This is a genomic window from Sphingomonas sp. MM-1 (assembly GCF_000347675.2).
Lineage (GTDB): Bacteria > Pseudomonadota > Alphaproteobacteria > Sphingomonadales > Sphingomonadaceae > Sphingomonas_E > Sphingomonas_E fennica.
The window spans coordinates 3,290,511-3,307,932 of record NC_020561.1 but is presented as its reverse complement, the minus strand read 5'-3'; the positions used below and the strand labels follow the sequence as shown (position 1 = coordinate 3,307,932).

Annotated in this window: 16 protein-coding genes and 1 tRNA gene; 8 read left to right on the top strand and 9 right to left on the bottom strand. The window is 68.1% G+C overall.

What is annotated here, in order from left to right; genetic code table 11:
- Positions 1-41: 41 nt before the first annotated feature.
- From G432_RS15830 to G432_RS15815, 4 genes are all read right to left on the bottom strand, one after another.
- On the bottom strand, positions 42-1,034 hold the full coding sequence (locus G432_RS15830; protein ID WP_015459825.1) for an aldo/keto reductase: 993 nt from the start codon (positions 1,032-1,034) through the stop codon (positions 42-44).
- Positions 1,035-1,172: 138 nt separating this feature from the next.
- Positions 1,173-2,573 (bottom strand): alginate export family protein, encoded by a 1,401-nt coding sequence (locus tag G432_RS15825; RefSeq protein WP_015459824.1) that lies wholly within the window; start codon positions 2,571-2,573, stop codon positions 1,173-1,175.
- Between the two features lie 44 nt (positions 2,574-2,617).
- Positions 2,618-3,520, bottom strand: coding sequence for a glyoxalase/bleomycin resistance/dioxygenase family protein (locus tag G432_RS15820; protein WP_015459823.1), 903 nt, complete (start codon positions 3,518-3,520; stop codon positions 2,618-2,620).
- A 296-nt stretch (positions 3,521-3,816) separates the two neighbouring features.
- Positions 3,817-4,758 carry a quinone oxidoreductase family protein gene (locus G432_RS15815; RefSeq protein WP_015459821.1) on the bottom strand — a complete coding sequence of 314 codons (942 nt, stop codon included), beginning with the start codon at positions 4,756-4,758 and terminating at the stop codon, positions 3,817-3,819.
- A gap of 89 nt (positions 4,759-4,847) precedes the next feature.
- On the opposite strand from G432_RS15815, the gene G432_RS15810 reads away from it, so the two are divergent.
- A complete protein-coding gene (locus tag G432_RS15810; protein ID WP_202192017.1) occupies positions 4,848-5,327 on the top strand; it encodes a MarR family winged helix-turn-helix transcriptional regulator in 480 nt (159 codons plus the stop codon).
- A gap of 319 nt (positions 5,328-5,646) precedes the next feature.
- Here G432_RS15810 and G432_RS15805 read toward each other — a convergent pair.
- Positions 5,647-5,722, bottom strand: a tRNA-Ala gene (locus tag G432_RS15805).
- 98 nt (positions 5,723-5,820) lie between these two features.
- Positions 5,821-6,138: a TIGR02300 family protein gene (locus G432_RS15800; protein WP_015459819.1), complete on the bottom strand. Its 318-nt coding sequence runs from the start codon at positions 6,136-6,138 to the stop codon at positions 5,821-5,823.
- A gap of 113 nt (positions 6,139-6,251) precedes the next feature.
- On the opposite strand from G432_RS15800, the gene aroA reads away from it, so the two are divergent.
- From aroA to rpsA, 4 genes are all read left to right on the top strand, one after another.
- Positions 6,252-7,628, top strand: coding sequence for a 3-phosphoshikimate 1-carboxyvinyltransferase (gene aroA, locus G432_RS15795; protein WP_015459818.1), 1,377 nt, complete (start codon positions 6,252-6,254; stop codon positions 7,626-7,628).
- Between the two features lie 14 nt (positions 7,629-7,642).
- Positions 7,643-8,614, top strand: coding sequence for a proline iminopeptidase-family hydrolase (locus G432_RS15790; RefSeq protein ID WP_051128850.1), 972 nt, complete (start codon positions 7,643-7,645; stop codon positions 8,612-8,614).
- Positions 8,611-9,255 carry a (d)CMP kinase gene (gene cmk, locus G432_RS15785; RefSeq protein WP_015459816.1) on the top strand — a complete coding sequence of 215 codons (645 nt, stop codon included), beginning with the start codon at positions 8,611-8,613 and terminating at the stop codon, positions 9,253-9,255. The genes G432_RS15790 and cmk overlap by 4 nt, the downstream gene beginning before the upstream one ends.
- Before the next feature lie 176 nt (positions 9,256-9,431).
- Positions 9,432-11,132 (top strand): 30S ribosomal protein S1, encoded by a 1,701-nt coding sequence (rpsA, locus tag G432_RS15780; RefSeq protein ID WP_015459815.1) that lies wholly within the window; start codon positions 9,432-9,434, stop codon positions 11,130-11,132.
- Between the two features lie 107 nt (positions 11,133-11,239).
- On the opposite strand, the gene G432_RS15775 is transcribed toward rpsA, so the two are convergent.
- On the bottom strand, positions 11,240-11,611 hold the full coding sequence (locus tag G432_RS15775; RefSeq protein WP_236626799.1) for a c-type cytochrome: 372 nt from the start codon (positions 11,609-11,611) through the stop codon (positions 11,240-11,242).
- Between the two features lie 247 nt (positions 11,612-11,858).
- Here G432_RS15775 and G432_RS15770 point away from each other — a divergent pair, with 247 nt between their 5' ends.
- The gene (locus G432_RS15770; protein WP_015459813.1) at positions 11,859-12,137 is read left to right on the top strand and encodes an integration host factor subunit beta; all 279 of its coding nucleotides are present in this window, start codon (positions 11,859-11,861) and stop codon (positions 12,135-12,137) included.
- 447 nt (positions 12,138-12,584) lie between these two features.
- On the opposite strand, the gene G432_RS15765 is transcribed toward G432_RS15770, so the two are convergent.
- A complete protein-coding gene (locus tag G432_RS15765) occupies positions 12,585-13,913 on the bottom strand; it encodes an acetyl-CoA hydrolase/transferase family protein (RefSeq protein ID WP_015459812.1) in 1,329 nt (442 codons plus the stop codon).
- 152 nt (positions 13,914-14,065) lie between these two features.
- On the opposite strand from G432_RS15765, the gene G432_RS15760 reads away from it, so the two are divergent.
- Together G432_RS15760 and G432_RS15755 are read left to right on the top strand one after the other, a co-directional pair.
- Positions 14,066-15,691 (top strand): acyl-CoA dehydrogenase family protein, encoded by a 1,626-nt coding sequence (locus G432_RS15760; protein WP_015459811.1) that lies wholly within the window; start codon positions 14,066-14,068, stop codon positions 15,689-15,691.
- Positions 15,692-15,797: 106 nt separating this feature from the next.
- Complete coding sequence (locus G432_RS15755) at positions 15,798-16,649, top strand: ABC transporter substrate-binding protein (RefSeq protein ID WP_015459810.1); 852 nt, start codon at positions 15,798-15,800, stop codon at positions 16,647-16,649.
- Between the two features lie 166 nt (positions 16,650-16,815).
- On the opposite strand, the gene cobO is transcribed toward G432_RS15755, so the two are convergent.
- Positions 16,816-17,418 carry a cob(I)yrinic acid a,c-diamide adenosyltransferase gene (gene cobO / locus G432_RS15750; protein WP_015459809.1) on the bottom strand — a complete coding sequence of 201 codons (603 nt, stop codon included), beginning with the start codon at positions 17,416-17,418 and terminating at the stop codon, positions 16,816-16,818.
- Positions 17,419-17,422 lie beyond the last annotated feature (4 nt).

The window sequence follows — 17,422 nt, the reverse complement described above, 5'->3', positions numbered from 1 at the left end:
ACGGCAGCGCGGATGCGGACGGACCATGGACTTGCCTTCCGTCAGAGCTTCACGCGCGCCATTCCCGCTTCGCCATAACGCGGCCCCGCCGTGCCGCCGGCCGGCGCCGCCGCCGCGATGGCGGCAAGATCGTCGGCAGTCAGCGTGACATCGGGCGCGCCGGCGCTGTCGCGCATCGTCTCGCTGCGCTTGACGCCGGGGATCGGGACGATGTCCTCGCCCTGGGCCAGCAGCCAGGCGAGCGCGATCTGCGCGTTGGAAACGCCATGGCGCGCCGCCACCTCGGCTATCGCATCGACGATGGCGAGGTTCCTGGGCATGTTTTCGGGCGAATAGCGCGGATCGTTGCGGCGCCAGTCGCCGGCGGGAAGCGCGTCGAGGCTGCGGATCCCGCCGGCCAGGAAGCCGCGGCCCAGCGGGCTGTAGGGCACGAAGCCGATGCCGTTTTCCCGGCAGGCGGGAAGGATATCCTCCTCCACGTCGCGCTCCCAGATCGAATATTCGCTCTGCAGCGCGGCGATAGGGTGCACCCTGGCGGCGCGGCGCACGGTGCCGGCCGCGGCCTCCGAAAGGCCGAGGAAGCGGACCTTCCCTTCCTTCACCAGCTCGGCCATGCCGCCGATCGTCTCCTCGATCGGCACGTCCGGGTCGACGCGATGCTGGTAGAACAGGTCGATCGTGTCGATGCCCAGCCGCTTCAGCGATCCCTCGCAGGCGCGCCGGGCGTTTTCCGGGCTGCCGTCGACCCCGATCGCCTCGTTCCCATCCCAGCGCATCGCGAACTTGGTGGCGATGACCAGCCCGTCGCGACGCCCCTTGATGGCGGCGCCGAGCAGTTCCTCGTTGCGGAAGGGACCATACATCTCGGCCGTGTCGAAAAAGGTGATGCCGAGATCGATCGCCTCGTGGATCGTTCGCGTGGAGACGTCGTCGTCGGCCACGCCATAGTTGATGTTGCCTTCGCGGATCATCGGCATGCAGCCGATGCCGATCGCCGACACCTTCAGGCCCTGGCCCAGCGTGCGGTATTTCATCCCAGCCTCCTGCGTTGCAATCGCGGGCGTCAAAGCTGTTCGCCCATGTCGCGTGGACAGACGATATCGGATCGATCGCCTCCATCCCGCAGCCTGATTCGATCGATCTCTTGCCCGATCCTATCAGGGCGGGCCGGGTCAGAAGCGGAAATTGCTTTCGAGGCCGATCATGCGGATCGTGCGCGCGGGGCCGGTATCGCGGATGAAGGCACCGGGCTTGAAGAAGGAAAGCGAGGCCGAAATCTCCAGCTCTGGGGTCGCGAGCCAGGATAGGGTCGCCTCCGCTTCCTTGCCCACGAAGCGCGCGTCGCTGCCCTCGCCGCTGCGGATCAGGTGGCCGGGAATGTCGTAGATGCCGTCGCCTGTGCTCTCCCGCCAGAAGGCCATGCCGGCCAAACCGAGGCCGAAGCCATGGCCAAGATCGATACCGGCGCCGAGATGGGCGTTGACGATGTTGTAGGGGCCGATCGGCGAAAGCTCGCCAAAATATTTGCCCTTGGGGAACAGGGCATTGAACGTCTGCAGCCGGGGATCGTCGCGGTCATGGTCCCCGCTCACGATATTGGCGCGCAGCGTGAGCTGCGGCTTGAGCGGCGTATCGGGAAAGGAGCGGACAAGCTCCGTGCCCAGCGTCCAGGCGCGGATCGGCGCGCCCGCGAAATGGCCGAACTGCCAGACTCCCTCGACGTTCCAGCGCCAATTGCCCGCCGCACCGAAGCTCCGCAGCCCGATCGTATGCCGCGTCTCGCGCCCCTCCCCCTGATCGAAGGCGGCGCGGCTGTTGCGGTAGCCGAGATAATAGAGGTCGATCCCCGTCCCGCCCGCGCTGCCCAGCGTGCGCGTCACATAGGCGCCCCACAGCCTGCGCGTGGGCGAGCTGCGATCGTCGAAGCTGTCGGCGCGCGCCTCCACGGGCAGGACATAGAGCAGGTTGATGGTCGCGCGGCCGCTGTGCAGGATGGCGCGGCCGCCATCGAAGGCGAGCGGAACGTTCGGCCCATAGCGCGTGCCGACCAGGCGCTCCGTCCCGAGCCCGATCAGCTCACGCCCGGCCCTGAGGCGCAGCGTCGCCTCCCCGTCCAGCGGCAGGACGACATCGGCGAAGCCTTGCAGCAGATCGACGCGGGTCTGGTCCACCGGGCCGGGGGATGGCTGGACGCCGATGGCATAAGCGGCGATCGGCTGGACGAAAATGCGGGCCGCGCCGACATGCAGATCGGCATAGGGCATGGCCCGCAGCCAGAGATAGCCGTCGTCGGGCGCATCCGCGCCGCCCCAGAGGTTGTTGCGATAGGCCTCATTGCGCAGGCGGACCTCGATGCCCGTCGTCAGATAGCTCCGCCCGGCATCGTCGAGGGGCATATATTTGAACGGCTCGGTCCATCGGCCGGAACGCCGCGCGGGATCGGCAAGGTCGGACCAGTCCTCATTATAGCGTTCGGTGGTGAGAACGGGCGGCTGCCAGGGCTCGGCCACCTGGGCGGCCGCCGGGGCCGCGAGAAGCATGGCGGCGACGGCTGCCGGCCGTATACGGCGCATCCCCCATTCCGCTCGGCGCGCCCCGACGGATCGGGGCGCCCCCCTCATTCGGCGGACTCGCTGTGGATTTCGGCGATATAGCCGCCGGGGAACTGGACCATGGCGGCCTTGCGCCGGCCGGCCGTCCATGGCCCGGCCAGCACGGCAGCGCCGGCGGTCTTCGCCTTTTCCAGCGTGGCGGAAAGGTCCACCACCTCATAGCCGGTCATGTCGCGGCCGAAGGGCCAGGGGAGCTGCCCGTTGGACACGAGCACCGCCATCTTGCCGTAGCCGGAGCTGATGCTGACGCGACGGATCGTCCCGCCCGGCTGGCCGACCTCGTCGCCGGGGGCCGCGCGATCGTCGGCAAGGACCCGCCCGTGCGAGAAGGCCAGCCAGTGCCGGATGAAGACATCGGCGGCATCCGCGGTCAGATAGACGCGGTTCTCCGGCACCGTGCCGAGCGGCGCATAGCTGGGCTTGGTGGTGTGCCAATAAAGCTGCATGTTCACCCCGCCCGGCCATTGCACGATCGCGTCGCGGCCGATGGGGTCCGGGAAGGCTTCGACCAGCCGGGTCGCGCCGTTCCTGACCGCCGCGTCGACGGCGGCGTCCAGATCGGTGACGAGATAGCCGGTGCGCTCGGCCCCGAAGGGATAGGGAATGGGCGTCTTGAAACCGAAGACGGAGATGGTGCCGGCCGGCGTCAGCGCAAGCTGCGACATGGTCTGGCTGGGCGTCGGGGTGACCTGGAACACGCCCTGCCTGGATGTCGTGCCGCCGAAGGTCGCGACGAAGCTTGCGATGAAGCGATCGAAATCGGCCGCATCCACATAGACATGGGTCGTGTCATATTGCGGCCCCACCGAAAAATCGGCGGTCGCCGCCGCCTTGTCCCTGGCCGAGGCGGGCGGGCCGATGGCGATCGCCGCGGCGGCGAGGAGCAGGGTCAGGCAATGACGCTTCATCGGACCTATCCTTCCAGTCGAGGGAAGCAAGCCGCGCGGCATCCATGGCCAGGGCTGCCCCACGAAGCCCGGATGCCGGCGGCGGCGATATCGGCGGCAAAGGAGGCGCATCGCGATGCGATCGCGGATCATCCGGGCATGGTCGAAATCCAGTGGAACCCATGGAACGGGATATCCCGATTGACCTTTTCGAACCCATCCGGCGCGCGGCCGATCATTCCATCATAGGTGGCACGGAACCGCCATGGCCAGCGATTTTCCATCGGCGGGCGGGCCTCGGTTCGGGGCCGCACCGATCAGGCGGTGAAGACGATCCGCCGGCCATCGTCGCGCGGCCAGGCCGCCTCCACGCCGGACAGGGGCACGGGATCGGTGGGCAGGGTGAGGCCGGCGGGCAAGGCTGCGTCGAATACGCCGGCGATCGAGGCGAGAAGGCCGTCGAGCGATACGCTGCCGATGCCGCTGCCCATCAGCTCGATGGCCGACGACCGCAATATCGCGCCGGGAAGGGTGATGTCCGCGCCGCTCGCGGTGCCCACCTGCACGAAGCGCAGCGGAACGCCTTCCTTCGCCACCCGGGCGGCGGCGATCAGCAGGCGTTCCGCGCTGATGCCCCAGAGATAGTCGACGACGACGTCGACGCCCTGCGCCAGTTCCGCCTGGAACCGCGCCTCCAGCGCATCGCCGTCGCCATCCAGGGGTATGACCGCGTCGGCGCCCAACGCGGCCAGGACATCCACGTTCCGGCCGGTGGCGATGACCTTGCCCGCACCGAGATGCCGGGCGATGCGGATCGCGAGCTGGCCGGAGGCGCCGGTCGCGCCGTTGATGAGCACCGTCTCGCCGGGCTTCAGATGCGCGCGCCGGGTGAAGGCGGCCCAGGAGGACATGCCCGGATTGGCGATGGCGGCCGCGGTCACGTCGTCCAGCCCGTCGGGCACCGGGATCTGGCGGGCAACGGGAACGACGGTCCGCTCCGCCATCGCGCCGAAGGGCGCGCGCGGCAGGAAGAAATAGACGCGCTGCCCGTCATCGAGCGTGCCCACCCCATCCACGCCGACGACGAACGGGAACCGGCCGGAGGAACTGTAGTGGCTGCCCGAAGCGCGCGCGCGGACCAGGGGCGCGAGGGCGGCGGCACGGACGGAGACGATCCGCTCGCCCGCGCCGGCGACCGGCTCCTCGAAATCCGCGTAAATGGGCAGGCGCCCTGCTTCGGTGACGATAGCGGCCTTCATCGGACTTCCTCGCGTTCAGGATGCGTGTATGATGCACATATATAGGGAAAGACGGCATGACGGCAAGAAAGAATGTGCATAATACACATATGATCGGGCAGCTCCGGCTGCTGCACGGCGCCGTCCTCGATATCGTGGGCATGATGAACGGTCCGCAGCGGGACGAGGCGATGATCCGCGCGGCGGGCATCCGGCTGGATCGGGCGCTCTTTCCGCTGCTGGTGCTGATCGAGCGGTTCGGCCCCATTGGCGTGGTGGAGCTGGCCGACCGGGTGGGGCGCGATCACACCACGGTAAGCCGGCAGCTCGCGAAGCTGGAAGGGCTCGACCTGATCGAACGGCGGAGCGGCGCTGCCGACCGGCGGGTGCGCGAAGCGGTGATCCGCCCCGCGGGCAAGGCCATGACCGACCGGATCGACGAAGCGCGCGAACGCATCCTCAGCGCGGGCTTCGCCGGCTGGACCAAGGAGGACCTCGACGCGCTCGTCCGCCTGCTACCCAAATTCGCGCAGGCGATGCGGGACGGCCTGCCAGGCGGAAACCCCGATCAGCGGGACGACAATCGATAGGCCGCTAGCGCGCCGGTCGGTGCCGGCCGCCCGAACACCCTTCGCCACACCGTATCGACGGAGCTGCACATCTTCGGCGTTCCCGAGGCGCGGATCGACGCGGCGGCCGGCCACGCCGGCACCGGGACAAACAAGCCCCACTATCGGCCCGTGCGGCCGGGGTATTGGAGAAGCTCATTCAGAGCGTTGAGGATAACCGGCGAAGGTCGGACAGGTCACGACCGCGCATTTGCGCTCCCAGTGTGAGCCCAAGTGATCAACCTCGCTTCGGCCCGTGCATCGAAGCGCTGTAGGAATGTCTGAAATTTGGGCTTTGAAATGGTGGAGCCGAGGGGGATCGAACCCCTGACCTTCGCAATGCCATTGCGACGCTCTCCCAGCTGAGCTACGGCCCCATCTCAATTCATCCGCCGGTTGGGCCCGGCGGGGAGGCGCTCCTCTAAGCGGGCTCGCCTCCCCCTGCAAGATGCTTTTTTTACGAAAATCGCATTTTTTAATTTTCGTCGTCGTCGCCACCCGTTGCGACGCCGATATCGTCGTCGCCGCCCAGATCGACGTCGTCGTCGGGGCTCGGCTCGGCATCCTCGTCGATGTCCAGATCCTCTTCGGACAGGTCGGCATCGACCTTCTCGGGATCATCCGCCTTCTTGGGCGCATCGAACGGCAGCGGCTGCTTGGACTTCAGGATGGGATCGGGTTCCCACGCCGTCCCGCATTCGATGCAGGTGACGGGATCTTCCTTGCCAAGATCGTAGAAGCGGGTGCCGCATTTCGGGCAGGTCCGCTTGGTGCCCCATTCAGGTTTCACCACGGCTATGAGACTCCACGGAAAGGAATTGGATAAACACCCCCGCGCCACCGGCACGCGAGCGAAACGCCGGGCGCCTTGCCATAGCGGGGAGCCGCTGTCAAAAGCCGCGTCCGATGAACGCCTCCTCCCCTTCCATTCCGCCCGCATCCGCATCCTTCCACGCGCCGGGGCCGCTTGCCGGCGCCGTCCGCGTGCCGGGGGACAAATCGATCTCGCACCGTTCGCTGATGCTTTCCGCGCTGGCCGTGGGCGAAAGCGTGGTGGAAGGGCTGCTGGAGGGCGAGGACGTGATCGCCACCGCCGCCGCGATGCGGGCGATGGGCGCCGATATCGCACGGGGCGAGGACGGCCGCTGGCGCATCCACGGCGTCGGCGTGGGCGGGCTGCTCCAGCCGCGCGAGGCCCTGGACATGGGCAATTCCGGCACGTCCACCCGGCTGCTGCTGGGCCTCGTCGCCAGCCACCCGATCACCGCCACCTTCATCGGCGATGCCTCGCTGTCGAAGCGGCCGATGGGCCGCGTCACCGACCCGCTGGGGCTGATGGGCGCGGAATTCACCGCCAGCCCCGGCGCCGGCGGGAGCCAGTGCCTGCCGCTGATGGTGCGCGGCATCTGCCCGGCGGTGCCGATCGAATATCGCCTGCCGGTGGCATCCGCGCAGGTGAAGTCGGCCATATTGCTCGCCGGCCTCAACACGCCCGGCGAAACCCGCGTGATCGAGCCTGTGCCGACCCGCGACCATAGCGAGCGCATGCTGCGCGGCTTCGGCGCCGATCTTTCGGTGGAGGAGGACGGCCAGGGCGCCCGCATCATCTCCATCCGGGGGGAGGCGGAGCTGAAGCCGCAGGCGATCACCGTGCCGGGCGATCCTTCCTCCGCCGCCTTCCCCGTGGTCGCGGCGCTGCTGGTGCCGGGATCGGTGGTGACGGTGGAGAATGTGGGCCTCAACCCCACCCGCGCCGGCCTCTATCAGGTGCTTCGCGCCATGGGCGGCGACATCGCCTTCACCAACGAGCGCACCGTCGGCGGCGAGCCGGTGGCCGATCTCGTCGTCCGCCACTCCGCGCTTTCGGGGATCGACGTCCCGCCCGATGTCGTGCCGAGCATGGTGGACGAGTTCCCGGTGCTGTTCGTGGCGGCCGCCCTCGCCCGGGGCCGCACGGTGATGCGCGGGCTGGAGGAGCTGCGCGTCAAGGAATCGGATCGCATCCGGGTGATGGCCGAAGGGCTCGCCGCGATCGGCGCGCGGGTGGAAGAACTGGAGGATGGGCTGATCGTCGACGGCACCGGCGGCGATCCGCTTGCCGGCGACGCCACCGTCGCCGCCCATCTCGATCACCGCATCGCCATGAGCTTCGCCGTGGCCGGACTGGTCGCGCGCAAACCCGTCGTCATCGACGATATGGCCCCCGTCGCCACCAGTTTCCCCGGCTTTGCCGCCATGCTAGCCCGTCTGGGTGCCGAGATTCGGCCCGCCCAGCGCGATTGAACCGGGATATGGAAATGGATCGCCGGACAACGCTGGCCATGGCCGGCGCCACCTTGCTCTCCCCGGCAGCCGCGCTTGCCGAAACCGCGCCGCGCCTCGCGCCCGATCGGGAATTGATGGTCCCCGTCCCCGGCGGCCGCGCCTATGTGCGGATCAACGGCGATCTGGCGGGGGCCCGCCCCCCGGTCGTGATGGTCCATGGCGGCCCCGGCGGCTCGCACGGCGCCTTCCTGCCGGCCCTGCCGCTGGCGCGGGATCGTGCGGTGATCCTTTACGACCAGCTCGATTGCGGGCTTTCCGAAAAGCCGGGCGATCCCGCCAACTGGCGCATTCCCCGCTTCGTGGAGGAACTGGAGGCGATCCGCGCCGCGCTGGGCGTCGATCGCTGGCATGTGCTGGGGCATAGCTGGGGGGGCACGGTCGTGCTGGAATATGCGGCGCGGCAACCGGAGGCGCTGGTCAGCCTGGTCCTTCAGGGGCCGCTCATCTCCACCCGCGCCTGGATGGCGGATGCGGCGACGCTCCGCGCGAAGCTGCCGGCGGACGTGCAGGCCGCGCTCACCGCCTGCGAAGGCGCCAGCCCGCCCCCCGTCGCCGCCTGCACCGCCGCGGTCGATGCCTTCTATGCCCGTTTCTGGCGGCTGCGCCCGGCCCCACAATGGGCGATCGACTATGAGCAGGCGCACGGGCTGAAACTCGCGGCCAATCTCTACAATCATATGTGGGGACCCAACGAATTCCGCGCGACCGGCACGCTCAAGGATTATGATGGCGAGCCGCTGCTGAAGCGCGTCGCCGCGCCCACCCTCTTCCTGATCGGCGATTCGGATGAGGTGACGCCCGAAACCGCGCGCTGCTTCACCGCGGAAACCCCCGGCGCCCGGCTGGAAATCATCGCCGGTGCCGCGCACCGCACCCAGTCCGACCAGCCGGAAGCCTATAATGCCGCGCTCTCCGCCTGGCTCGCGGGGCACGACCCGAAATGATCATCGCCGTCGACGGACCCGCCGCATCGGGCAAGGGCACCATCGCCCGCGCGCTCGCCGCGCATTTCGGCCTCCCCTGCCTCGATACCGGGCTGCTTTACCGCGCGGTCGGCGTGCAGGTGCTGCGCGACGGCGGCGATCCGGAGAATGAGGCGGATGCGCTCGCCGCCTGCGCTTTCGACGACGCCCTCCTCGCCGATCCCGAGCTGAAGACGGAGATTGCCGGCGCCGCCGCCTCGCGCGTTTCGGCCATCCCGGCGGTGCGCGCGGCGCTCGTCGCCCGGCAGCGCGCCTTCGCCGCCCAGCCCGGCGGCGCGGTACTGGACGGGCGGGATATCGGCACGGTCATCGCGCCCGATGCCGATGCCAAGCTGTTCGTGAAGGCCACGCCCCATGTCCGCGCGCGCCGCCGGCATGACGAGCTGGTCCGGCTGGGGCATGACGATATCAGCTTCGACAGGGTGCTCGCCGATATCCGCGCGCGCGATCTTCGGGACAGCACCCGCACCGCCGCGCCGCTCCGCCCGGCGGACGATGCCGCCTTGCTGGACACGAGCTATATGGATATAGACGCAGCCGTCGATCGGGCGATTTCGCTCGTGGAAGACCGGCTCGGGATCGGCCGCGCGGCCACCCGGTAGAGCGCGCATGGGGCACTGGCGGAACGACGCCGGGGCCTTTCTGCGCGCTTTCGGCTTTTCGCGGAAGAAGCGTCGGAAAGATGCTGCACGGGCATGGGGCTCGTGCGGCGGTTCGGCCAAAAGACCTCCGGAATCAACCGGATGGCCGGAAACCGTCAGTCAGGAAACACATACACATGGCCACTACGGCAAACCCCACCCGCGATGATTTCGCGGCGCTCCTCAACCAGACGCTCGGCGACGAGCAGGGCTTCGAGGGCCGCGTCGTCAAGGGCACCGTCACCGCGATCGAGAACGACATGGCCGTCATCGACGTCGGTCTGAAGTCGGAAGGTCGAGTCGCGCTGCGCGAATTCGCGCCGGCGCCGGGCCAGAAGGCCGATCTCAAGGTCGGTGACGAAGTCGAGGTCTATGTCGACCGCGTCGAGAATTCGATGGGCGAAGCGATGCTGTCGCGCGATCGCGCCCGCCGCGAAGCCGCGTGGGACAAGCTCGAGACCGAATTCGGCCAGGGCGCCCGCGTCGACGGCGTCATCTTCGGCCGCGTCAAGGGCGGCTTCACCGTCGACCTCAACGGCGCCGTGGCCTTCCTGCCGGGCAGCCAGGTCGATATCCGCCCCGTGCGCGACGTCACCCCGCTGATGGACATTCCGCAGCCCTTCCAGATCCTCAAGATGGATCGCCGCCGCGGCAACATCGTCGTGTCGCGCCGCGCCGTGCTGGAAGAGACCCGCGCCGAACAGCGCACCGGCCTGATCCAGTCGCTGCATGAAGGCCAGGTGATCGAGGGTGTCGTCAAGAACATCACCGATTACGGCGCCTTCGTGGATCTGGGCGGCATCGACGGCCTGCTCCACGTCACCGACCTCAGCTACAAGCGCGTCGGCCACCCGAGCGAGATGATCAACATCGGCGATACCGTCCGTGTCCAGATCATCCGCATCAATCGCGAAACCCAGCGCATCTCGCTCGGCATGAAGCAGCTCGAGAGCGATCCGTGGGAAGGCGCCGCCGCCAAGTATCCGATCGGCGCGAAGTTCACCGGCCGCGTGACCAACATCACCGAATATGGTGCCTTCGTCGAGCTGGAGCCGGGCATCGAGGGCCTCGTCCACGTCTCCGAAATGAGCTGGACCAAGAAGAACGTCCATCCGGGCAAGATCGTCTCCACCAGCCAGGAAGTGGACGTGGTCATCCTCGAGGTCGACGCCGACAAGCGCCGCATCTCGCTGGGCCTGAAGCAGGCGATCAGCAATCCGTGGGAAGCCTTCGCCGAGAAGCACCCGGTCGGCTCGACCGTCGAGGGCGAAGTCAAGAACGCCACCGAATTCGGCCTGTTCATCGGCCTGGATGGCGACGTGGACGGCATGGTCCACATGTCGGACATCGCCTGGGGCGTTTCGGGCGAGGAAGCCCTGGCTCTGCATCACAAGGGCGAGACGGTGCAGGCCGTCGTGCTCGACATCGATCCGGAGAAGGAGCGCATCTCGCTCGGCATGAAGCAGCTTGAGCGCGGCGGCGTCGTGGCCACCGGCGGCGACAAGCTCAACAAGAACGCGATCGTCACCGTCACCGTCCTCTCGGTCGGCGATGCGGGCCTCGACGTGCAGGCCGGCGAAGACGGCGCGGTCGGCTTCATCAAGCGCGGCGATCTCGGCCGCGACCGCGACGAGCAGCGTCCGGAGCGCTTCCAGGTCGGCCAGAAGTTCGACGCGATGGTCACCGGCTTCGATCGTTCGAAGAAGCCGACCTTCTCGATCAAGGCGATGCAGATCGCCGAGGAGAAGCAGGCCGTGGCGCAGTATGGCTCGTCCGACTCGGGCGCGTCGCTGGGCGACATCCTCGGCGCGGCGCTGAACAAGGCGCGCGGCGAATAATCGCTCCGCCTTCACGGGCGAACGAAAAGAGGGCGCGGATCGCAAGGTCCGCGCCCTTTTTCTTGGTCCGGCAGCAGGAAGAGCGGGCGCGGCGCCGGCGCGTGCGCCTATTTCAGCGACAGCATATAATCCGCGAGCGCGGCGGCGACCGCCGGGTCCTTCTGGCCCGCATAGGCCATCCGGTTGCCGGGCGCGATCTTGCGCGGATCGGTGATGAAGGCGATCAGCGTCGCGCGCGTCCACGGCTGCTGTAGCTTCTGCAGGGCGGGGGAAAAGGTGTAACCCGTAAGGCTAGCGGGCTTTCTTCCGCCCACGCCCCACAGGTTCGGCCCCATCGGCGATGATGCGCCGGGCTGGGTCTTGTGGCAGGCGGCGCACATCGCGAAGGCCGGCGGCCGCGGCAAAGGCGCGGCAAAGGCCGGGATCGACAGGGTCGCGGCGATCCCCGCCGCCAGTGATTTCCGAAAGCCCATCCTCATCCCGCTTCCCTTTCCCGGAGTCCGGCCCCTGGAGGCGACAAGCGATCGATCCATACAAAGGACCGTCGCTTTCCTCTTCGTTTTGCTGCATAATGCCGGAGTCCGGCAACCGAAAGGCCGCCGGACCGTTGCGGGTGCGGCGATCGTTTCGAAGGCATGGGACCGTGGGGGTCTCCGGCCGAAAAAACGAAACGGCGGCGTATTCGCGGCGCGGACGGTCCGTGGGCATCAACTTGGGGGGAGGCCAATGATCAGATCGGAACTCGTACAATTACTCTCTAAGGATAATCCGGGTCTTTCGGCTGCGGAAGTCGAACGGATAGTCAGCATCTTCTTCGAGGAGATCGCTGAACGACTGAAGGAAGACGGGCGCGTCGAGCTGCGCGGCTTCGGTGCCTTTTCCACGCGCGCGCGCGTTGCTCGCACCGGCCGCAACCCCCGCACCGGGGAATCGGTGAAGGTGGATGCCAAGCGCGTGCCCTATTTCAAGCCGGGCAAGGAGATGCGCGCGCGCCTCAATGTGTAGGCGCGTGCAAATTCCGGCTTGACCGCAAACGCGGCTTGCGGCCTTTGGGCGCAAGCCGCGGACGTGGCGAAATCGGTAGACGCAGCAGACTTAAACAAATTGAGTGCCCATGGGGAAACCCATGGCGTAGAACCGCTCAAATTCGGGGAAAGCTACGGCCGGCCCATGCCTGCCATGCCGATCCCGAGCCAAGCCCTCCCCGCCCCGGCGGGAAGGGAAGGTGTAGAGACTGGACGGGCGGCGCCTTCGGCTTCCTTCAAGGGGCCATGGCGAAGGGACAGTCCGGACCACGAACGGCTCGGCCTCCAGGGCCTGCCGGCGGCGAAAGCCGAAGTGGTGCGAAAATCTGCTTTTCTTCGTGAAAGTGCGGGTTCGAGTCCCGCCGTCCGCACCAGCTTTCCGGCGAAAGCCTCCGATCGGAAAGCCACCGCAAAGCGGGCCCGGCGATCAGCCGAATATCAGCCCCTGTTCCCGCGCCGCGCGGGCCAGCTCCTCACGGAATTGCGGCGCCGCGATCGCGATCAGGGCACAGGCCCGCTCCTCGCTGGTCAGCCCGCGCAGATTGGCCACGCCATGTTCGGTCACGATATGGTGCACGTCGTTGCGCGGTGTCGTCACCGGCCCGTCCAGCCGCGCCACGATGCGGGACGCCGTGCCCCTGGCCGCCGTCGCATGGCAGGCGATGATCGATCGCCCGCCCGGCGAGGCCGATGCCCCGCGCACGAAATCCAGCTGCCCGCCGGCCGCCGTATATTGCCGCCCGTCGAGAAATTCCGAACAGCAGGCCCCCGTCAGGTCCACCTGCAGCGTTGCGTTGATCGAGACCATCTTCGCATTGCGCGCGATCACCGCCGGATCGTTCACATAGCTTACGGGATAGGCTTCCAGATCGGGATTGCCGTCGATGAAGTCGTAGGTCGTCCGGTCGCCCATGGAGAAAGTGAAGATACCCTTGCCGGGATGCAGCGTCTTGCGCGCGTTGGTGATCGCGCCCCTGCGCATCAGCTCCACCGGCCCCGGCGTCAGCATCTCGGTATGCAGCCCCAGGTCGCGATGCCCGGCCAGCGCCTCGCACACCGCATCCGGCACCGCGCCGATGCCGAGCTGCAGCGTCGCCCCATCCTCCACCAGCCCGGCGATCAGCGCGCCGATCGCCCGGTCCTCGGGCCGCAGCGCGGCGCGCGGCGCCTCGATCAGCGGCGCCGCATGCTCGACGATCGCCGCCACCTGCGAAACATGCAGCCGCGAATCGCCGAAGGTGCGCGGCATGTGCGGATTGACCTCGACGATCACGCGCCCCACCCGATCCGCGACAGGCTTGGCATAATCGGTGTTGGTGCCGAAGCTGAACCAGCCGTCCGCATCCATCGGCGAAACGGTGCAGACCAGGCTGTCCACGCCCACCTCGTCGCACATCAGGCGCGGCACCTGCTGGAAGCTCGTCGGGATGAAGCGCACGCCGCGCCGCCCGGCCTCGGCCGCGCGCCTGTCGATCGCGCGCTCCACCGGCCCGTGGAACAGGCTGTAGGGCTGGATGCGATCGGCCAACTCCTCGCGCAGCACGGTCTCCCCGGCGATCGCGGTCGACAGCAGGTAATAGAGGCGGATATCGCCCACCAGCCCCTGCTCCGCCCGCCGGGCGAGCGCCGCCAGCAGCGCCGGCGGCTGGGATACGCCCATGCCCATCGCCAGCTTCGCGCCGGAAGGGATCAGGGCGGCGGCCGCCTCGGCGCTCAGCAGTTTTTCCCGATATGCCGCTTCGAACTCCGATGCCATGCGCCGTCCGCCATCCTCTGCCCGCCGCCCGGTCGCGGCCCGCCCTGCCTAACCGCCCGCTCCCCGGCCATCAATCGTCCCGGATTCGGCCTGCGCCGGATATCGGGCTATCGATGGGCCAGCCGCCACCACAGCAAGGGACGCGCCGCGCCATGCCGATCCTCCGCCCGATCGCCGAGCTCGATACCCATGATGTGTTCAACCAGCCGCCGCCGTTCGAGGATGTGGACCTGTTCAGCGGTGATCGCGCGCTCGCAGAAGCCGTGGCGGATGCGGGCGGCACCCGGCATTTCGATCGGCTCGGCGCCCTCGGCCGCCGCGTCGGCTCGGCGGAGGTGATCGACTGGGGTGTCGAGGCCAATCGCAATCCGCCCGTGCTGGAAGGCTTCGATCGCTACGGCCGGCGGATAGACGAGGTGCGTTTCCACCCCGCTTATCACCAGCTTATGGCGCTCGGCATCGAAAGCGGCCTCTGTTCGGTCGCGTGGGACGGCACGCCCGCCGGCCATGTCGCCCATGCCGCGATCCTGTTCCTCACCGGCCAGGCGGATTCGGGCACGAGCTGCCCGATGACGATGACCTACGCCGCCGTCCCCGCGCTCATGGCCGAACCCGACGTCGCGGCCGAATGGGTGCCGCGCATCCTCGCCGGCCGCTACGATCCCGCCTCCCGCCCCGCACCGGAAAAGGCGGGCATCACCATCGGCATGGCGATGACAGAGAAGCAGGGCGGATCGGACGTGCGGGCCAACGCCACCCGCGCGGAGGCTGCGGGCGAGGATGGCTGGTATCGGCTCACCGGCCATAAATGGTTCTGCTCGGCGCCGATGTGCGATGCCTTCCTCACATTGGCACAGGTGGAAGGCGGCGGCCTCACCTGCTTCCTGATGCCGCGCTGGCTGCCGGATGGCGCGCGCAACGCCGGATTCCGGGTGATGCGCCTCAAGGACAAGCTGGGCGATCGCTCCAACGCCTCGTCGGAAATCGAATATCATGGCGCGCTCGCCCGGCGGATCGGGCCGGAAAGGCGCGGCGTGGCCACCATCATCCGCATGGTGCAGCACACCCGCCTCGATTGCGTGGTCGGCTCCGCGCTCCAGATGCGCAGCGCTCTCGCTCATGCGCTCTGGCACTGCGCCCATCGTTCCGCCTTCCAGCGCCGGCTGATCGATCAGCCGGCCATGGCGGCCGTGCTGGCCGATCTCGCGGTGGAGAGCGAGGCCGCGACCGCGCTCGCCTTCCGCCTCGCCGCGGCCTTCGATACGGACGATCCCCTCGCCCGCCTGCTCACCCCCATCGCCAAATATTGGATCTGCAAGCGCGCACCCGGCTTCGTCTATGAGGCGATGGAATGCCATGGCGGCGCCGGCTATGTCGAAACCGGGCCGATGCCCCGCATCTTCCGCCAATCCCCGCTCAACGCGATCTGGGAAGGATCGGGCAACGTCATCGCGCTCGATGTGCTGCGCGCCATCGCCCGCGAGCCGGAAAGCGTGGAGGCGCTGCACGCCTTCCTCCACGCCGCCCGCGGCCACGACGCCGCTTATGATCGCTGGATCGACGGCATCGCCTTTTCCGGGCTCGACGAAGCCGGGGCGCGGCTGCAGGTGGAGCGCCTGGCGCTTGCCGCCCAGGCCGCATTGCTGATCGGGCGCGGCAGCCCGGTGGCGGACGCCTTCTGCCGCCTCCGCCTGCACCCGCGCGGCATGGCCTACGGCGCCTTCGATGCCGCCATCGATGTGCGGTCGATCATCGATCGGGCGATGCCGGGCGGCTGAGGCGGATATCCAAGGGGTAGTGTGCGGTTACGCGAAGAAATCCTCACCCTGAACCCGGCAGCCTGATCCGATTCCCTCCCGCCGGGAATCGCCCTATGGGCAGCCGATGCATATGCTGTCCAAGGCGCTGGTTCTGCTGGCGGGCGCGATCGGCCTGGGGGCTGTGCCGGCCGGCGCGGCGGCGCCGCGGCGCATCGTCTCGCTCAATCTCTGCGCCGATCAATATCTGCTGGCGCTCGCCGATCCCGGCCAGATCGCGGCCCTCACCCAGTTTGCGCGCGATCCCGCCATGTCGGCCGCGGCCGGCAAGGTCGGCGATATCCGCCAGTCGACCGGATCGGCGGAGGAAGTTCTCGCCCTCCAGCCCGATCTGGTGATCGCCAGCCCTTCGCGGCGGCGGGAAACGGTGGCCATCCTCAAGGCCCGCAACCTCCCCATCCTCTCGCTGCCGTCCGCCCAAAGCTATGCGGATATCGTATCGCAGGTGCGGCAGGTGGCAGGCGCCATCGGCCATCCCGAACGGGGCGAGGCGCTCATCCACCGGATGGATCAGGCGCTCGCCCGTCTGCGGCCGGCGCCGGGCGCCCCGGTCGCGGCTTATTATCAGCGGCGCGGCTATCTCACCGGCAGCGGCACGCTGATCGACGATCTGATGACGCGCGCCGGCGCGGTCAATCTCGCCGGCAGGCTCGGCCGCCCCGCCCTCTCGCAGCTTTCGGTCGAGGAAATGGTCGCCGCCCGCCCCGATTATCTGATCGTCGATGGCGATGGCGCCGCAACCGATCTCGGCACCGAAATGCTCCAGCACCCCGCGCTCGCCGCCATCCCGCGCGTCCACCTGCCCATGGCCTGGACGGTGTGCGGCGGCCCCGCCTACGTCCTCGCCGCCGAAAGCCTGTCGCGGCAATTGTCGCCCCGGCCCTCCGCTCGTTACGGCGATGTCCGATCCGGCAGGTGATCCCGCCCGCCCGGAAATCCCTCTAGGACCAATCTACATTCAGAGGATGGCGCGACGAAAATGGTGGTTTTCTGTGACCCGGAGCGCAGCCTGCTCAAAGTAGGTGAGCACTGGAAGCGCAGGAAACCGCCATTTGCAGGCCGTCAGGGCTGAATGTCGATTGGTCCTAGAACTCGATGCCCGGCTGCGCCTTCACGCCGCTGCGGAAGGGATGCTTCACCAGCGCCATCTCGGTCACGAGGTCGGCCGCCTCCATCAGCGGCTCGGGCGCGTTGCGGCCGGTGACGATGACATGCTTCATCTCCGGCTTGGCGGCGAGCACTTCCAGCACCTCCTCCAGCGGCAGATAGTCGTAGCGCAGCACGATGTTCAGCTCGTCCGCCAGAACCATCTGATAGGCTGGATCGGCGATCATCCGCTTCACCTCCTCCCATGCCTGCCGGGCCACCGCGATGTCGCGCGCGCGGTCCTGCGTGTTCCAGGTGAAGCCTTCGCCCATCGGACGGAATTCCACGCGATCGGGGAAGGCATCGAACACCGCCTTCTCGCCCGTCGCCATCGCGCCCTTCACGAACTGGACGACGCCCACCTTCATGCCATGGCCGATCGCGCGCACCACCATGCCCAGGGCCGCCGTGGTCTTGCCCTTGCCTTTGCCCGTGTGGACGATCAGCAGGCCCTGCTCGCGGGTCTTGTTGGCCATGATCTTCTCATGCGCGGCCTGCTTCTTCTTCATCTTCTCGTTATGGCGCTCGTCCGATCGTTCCATGGCT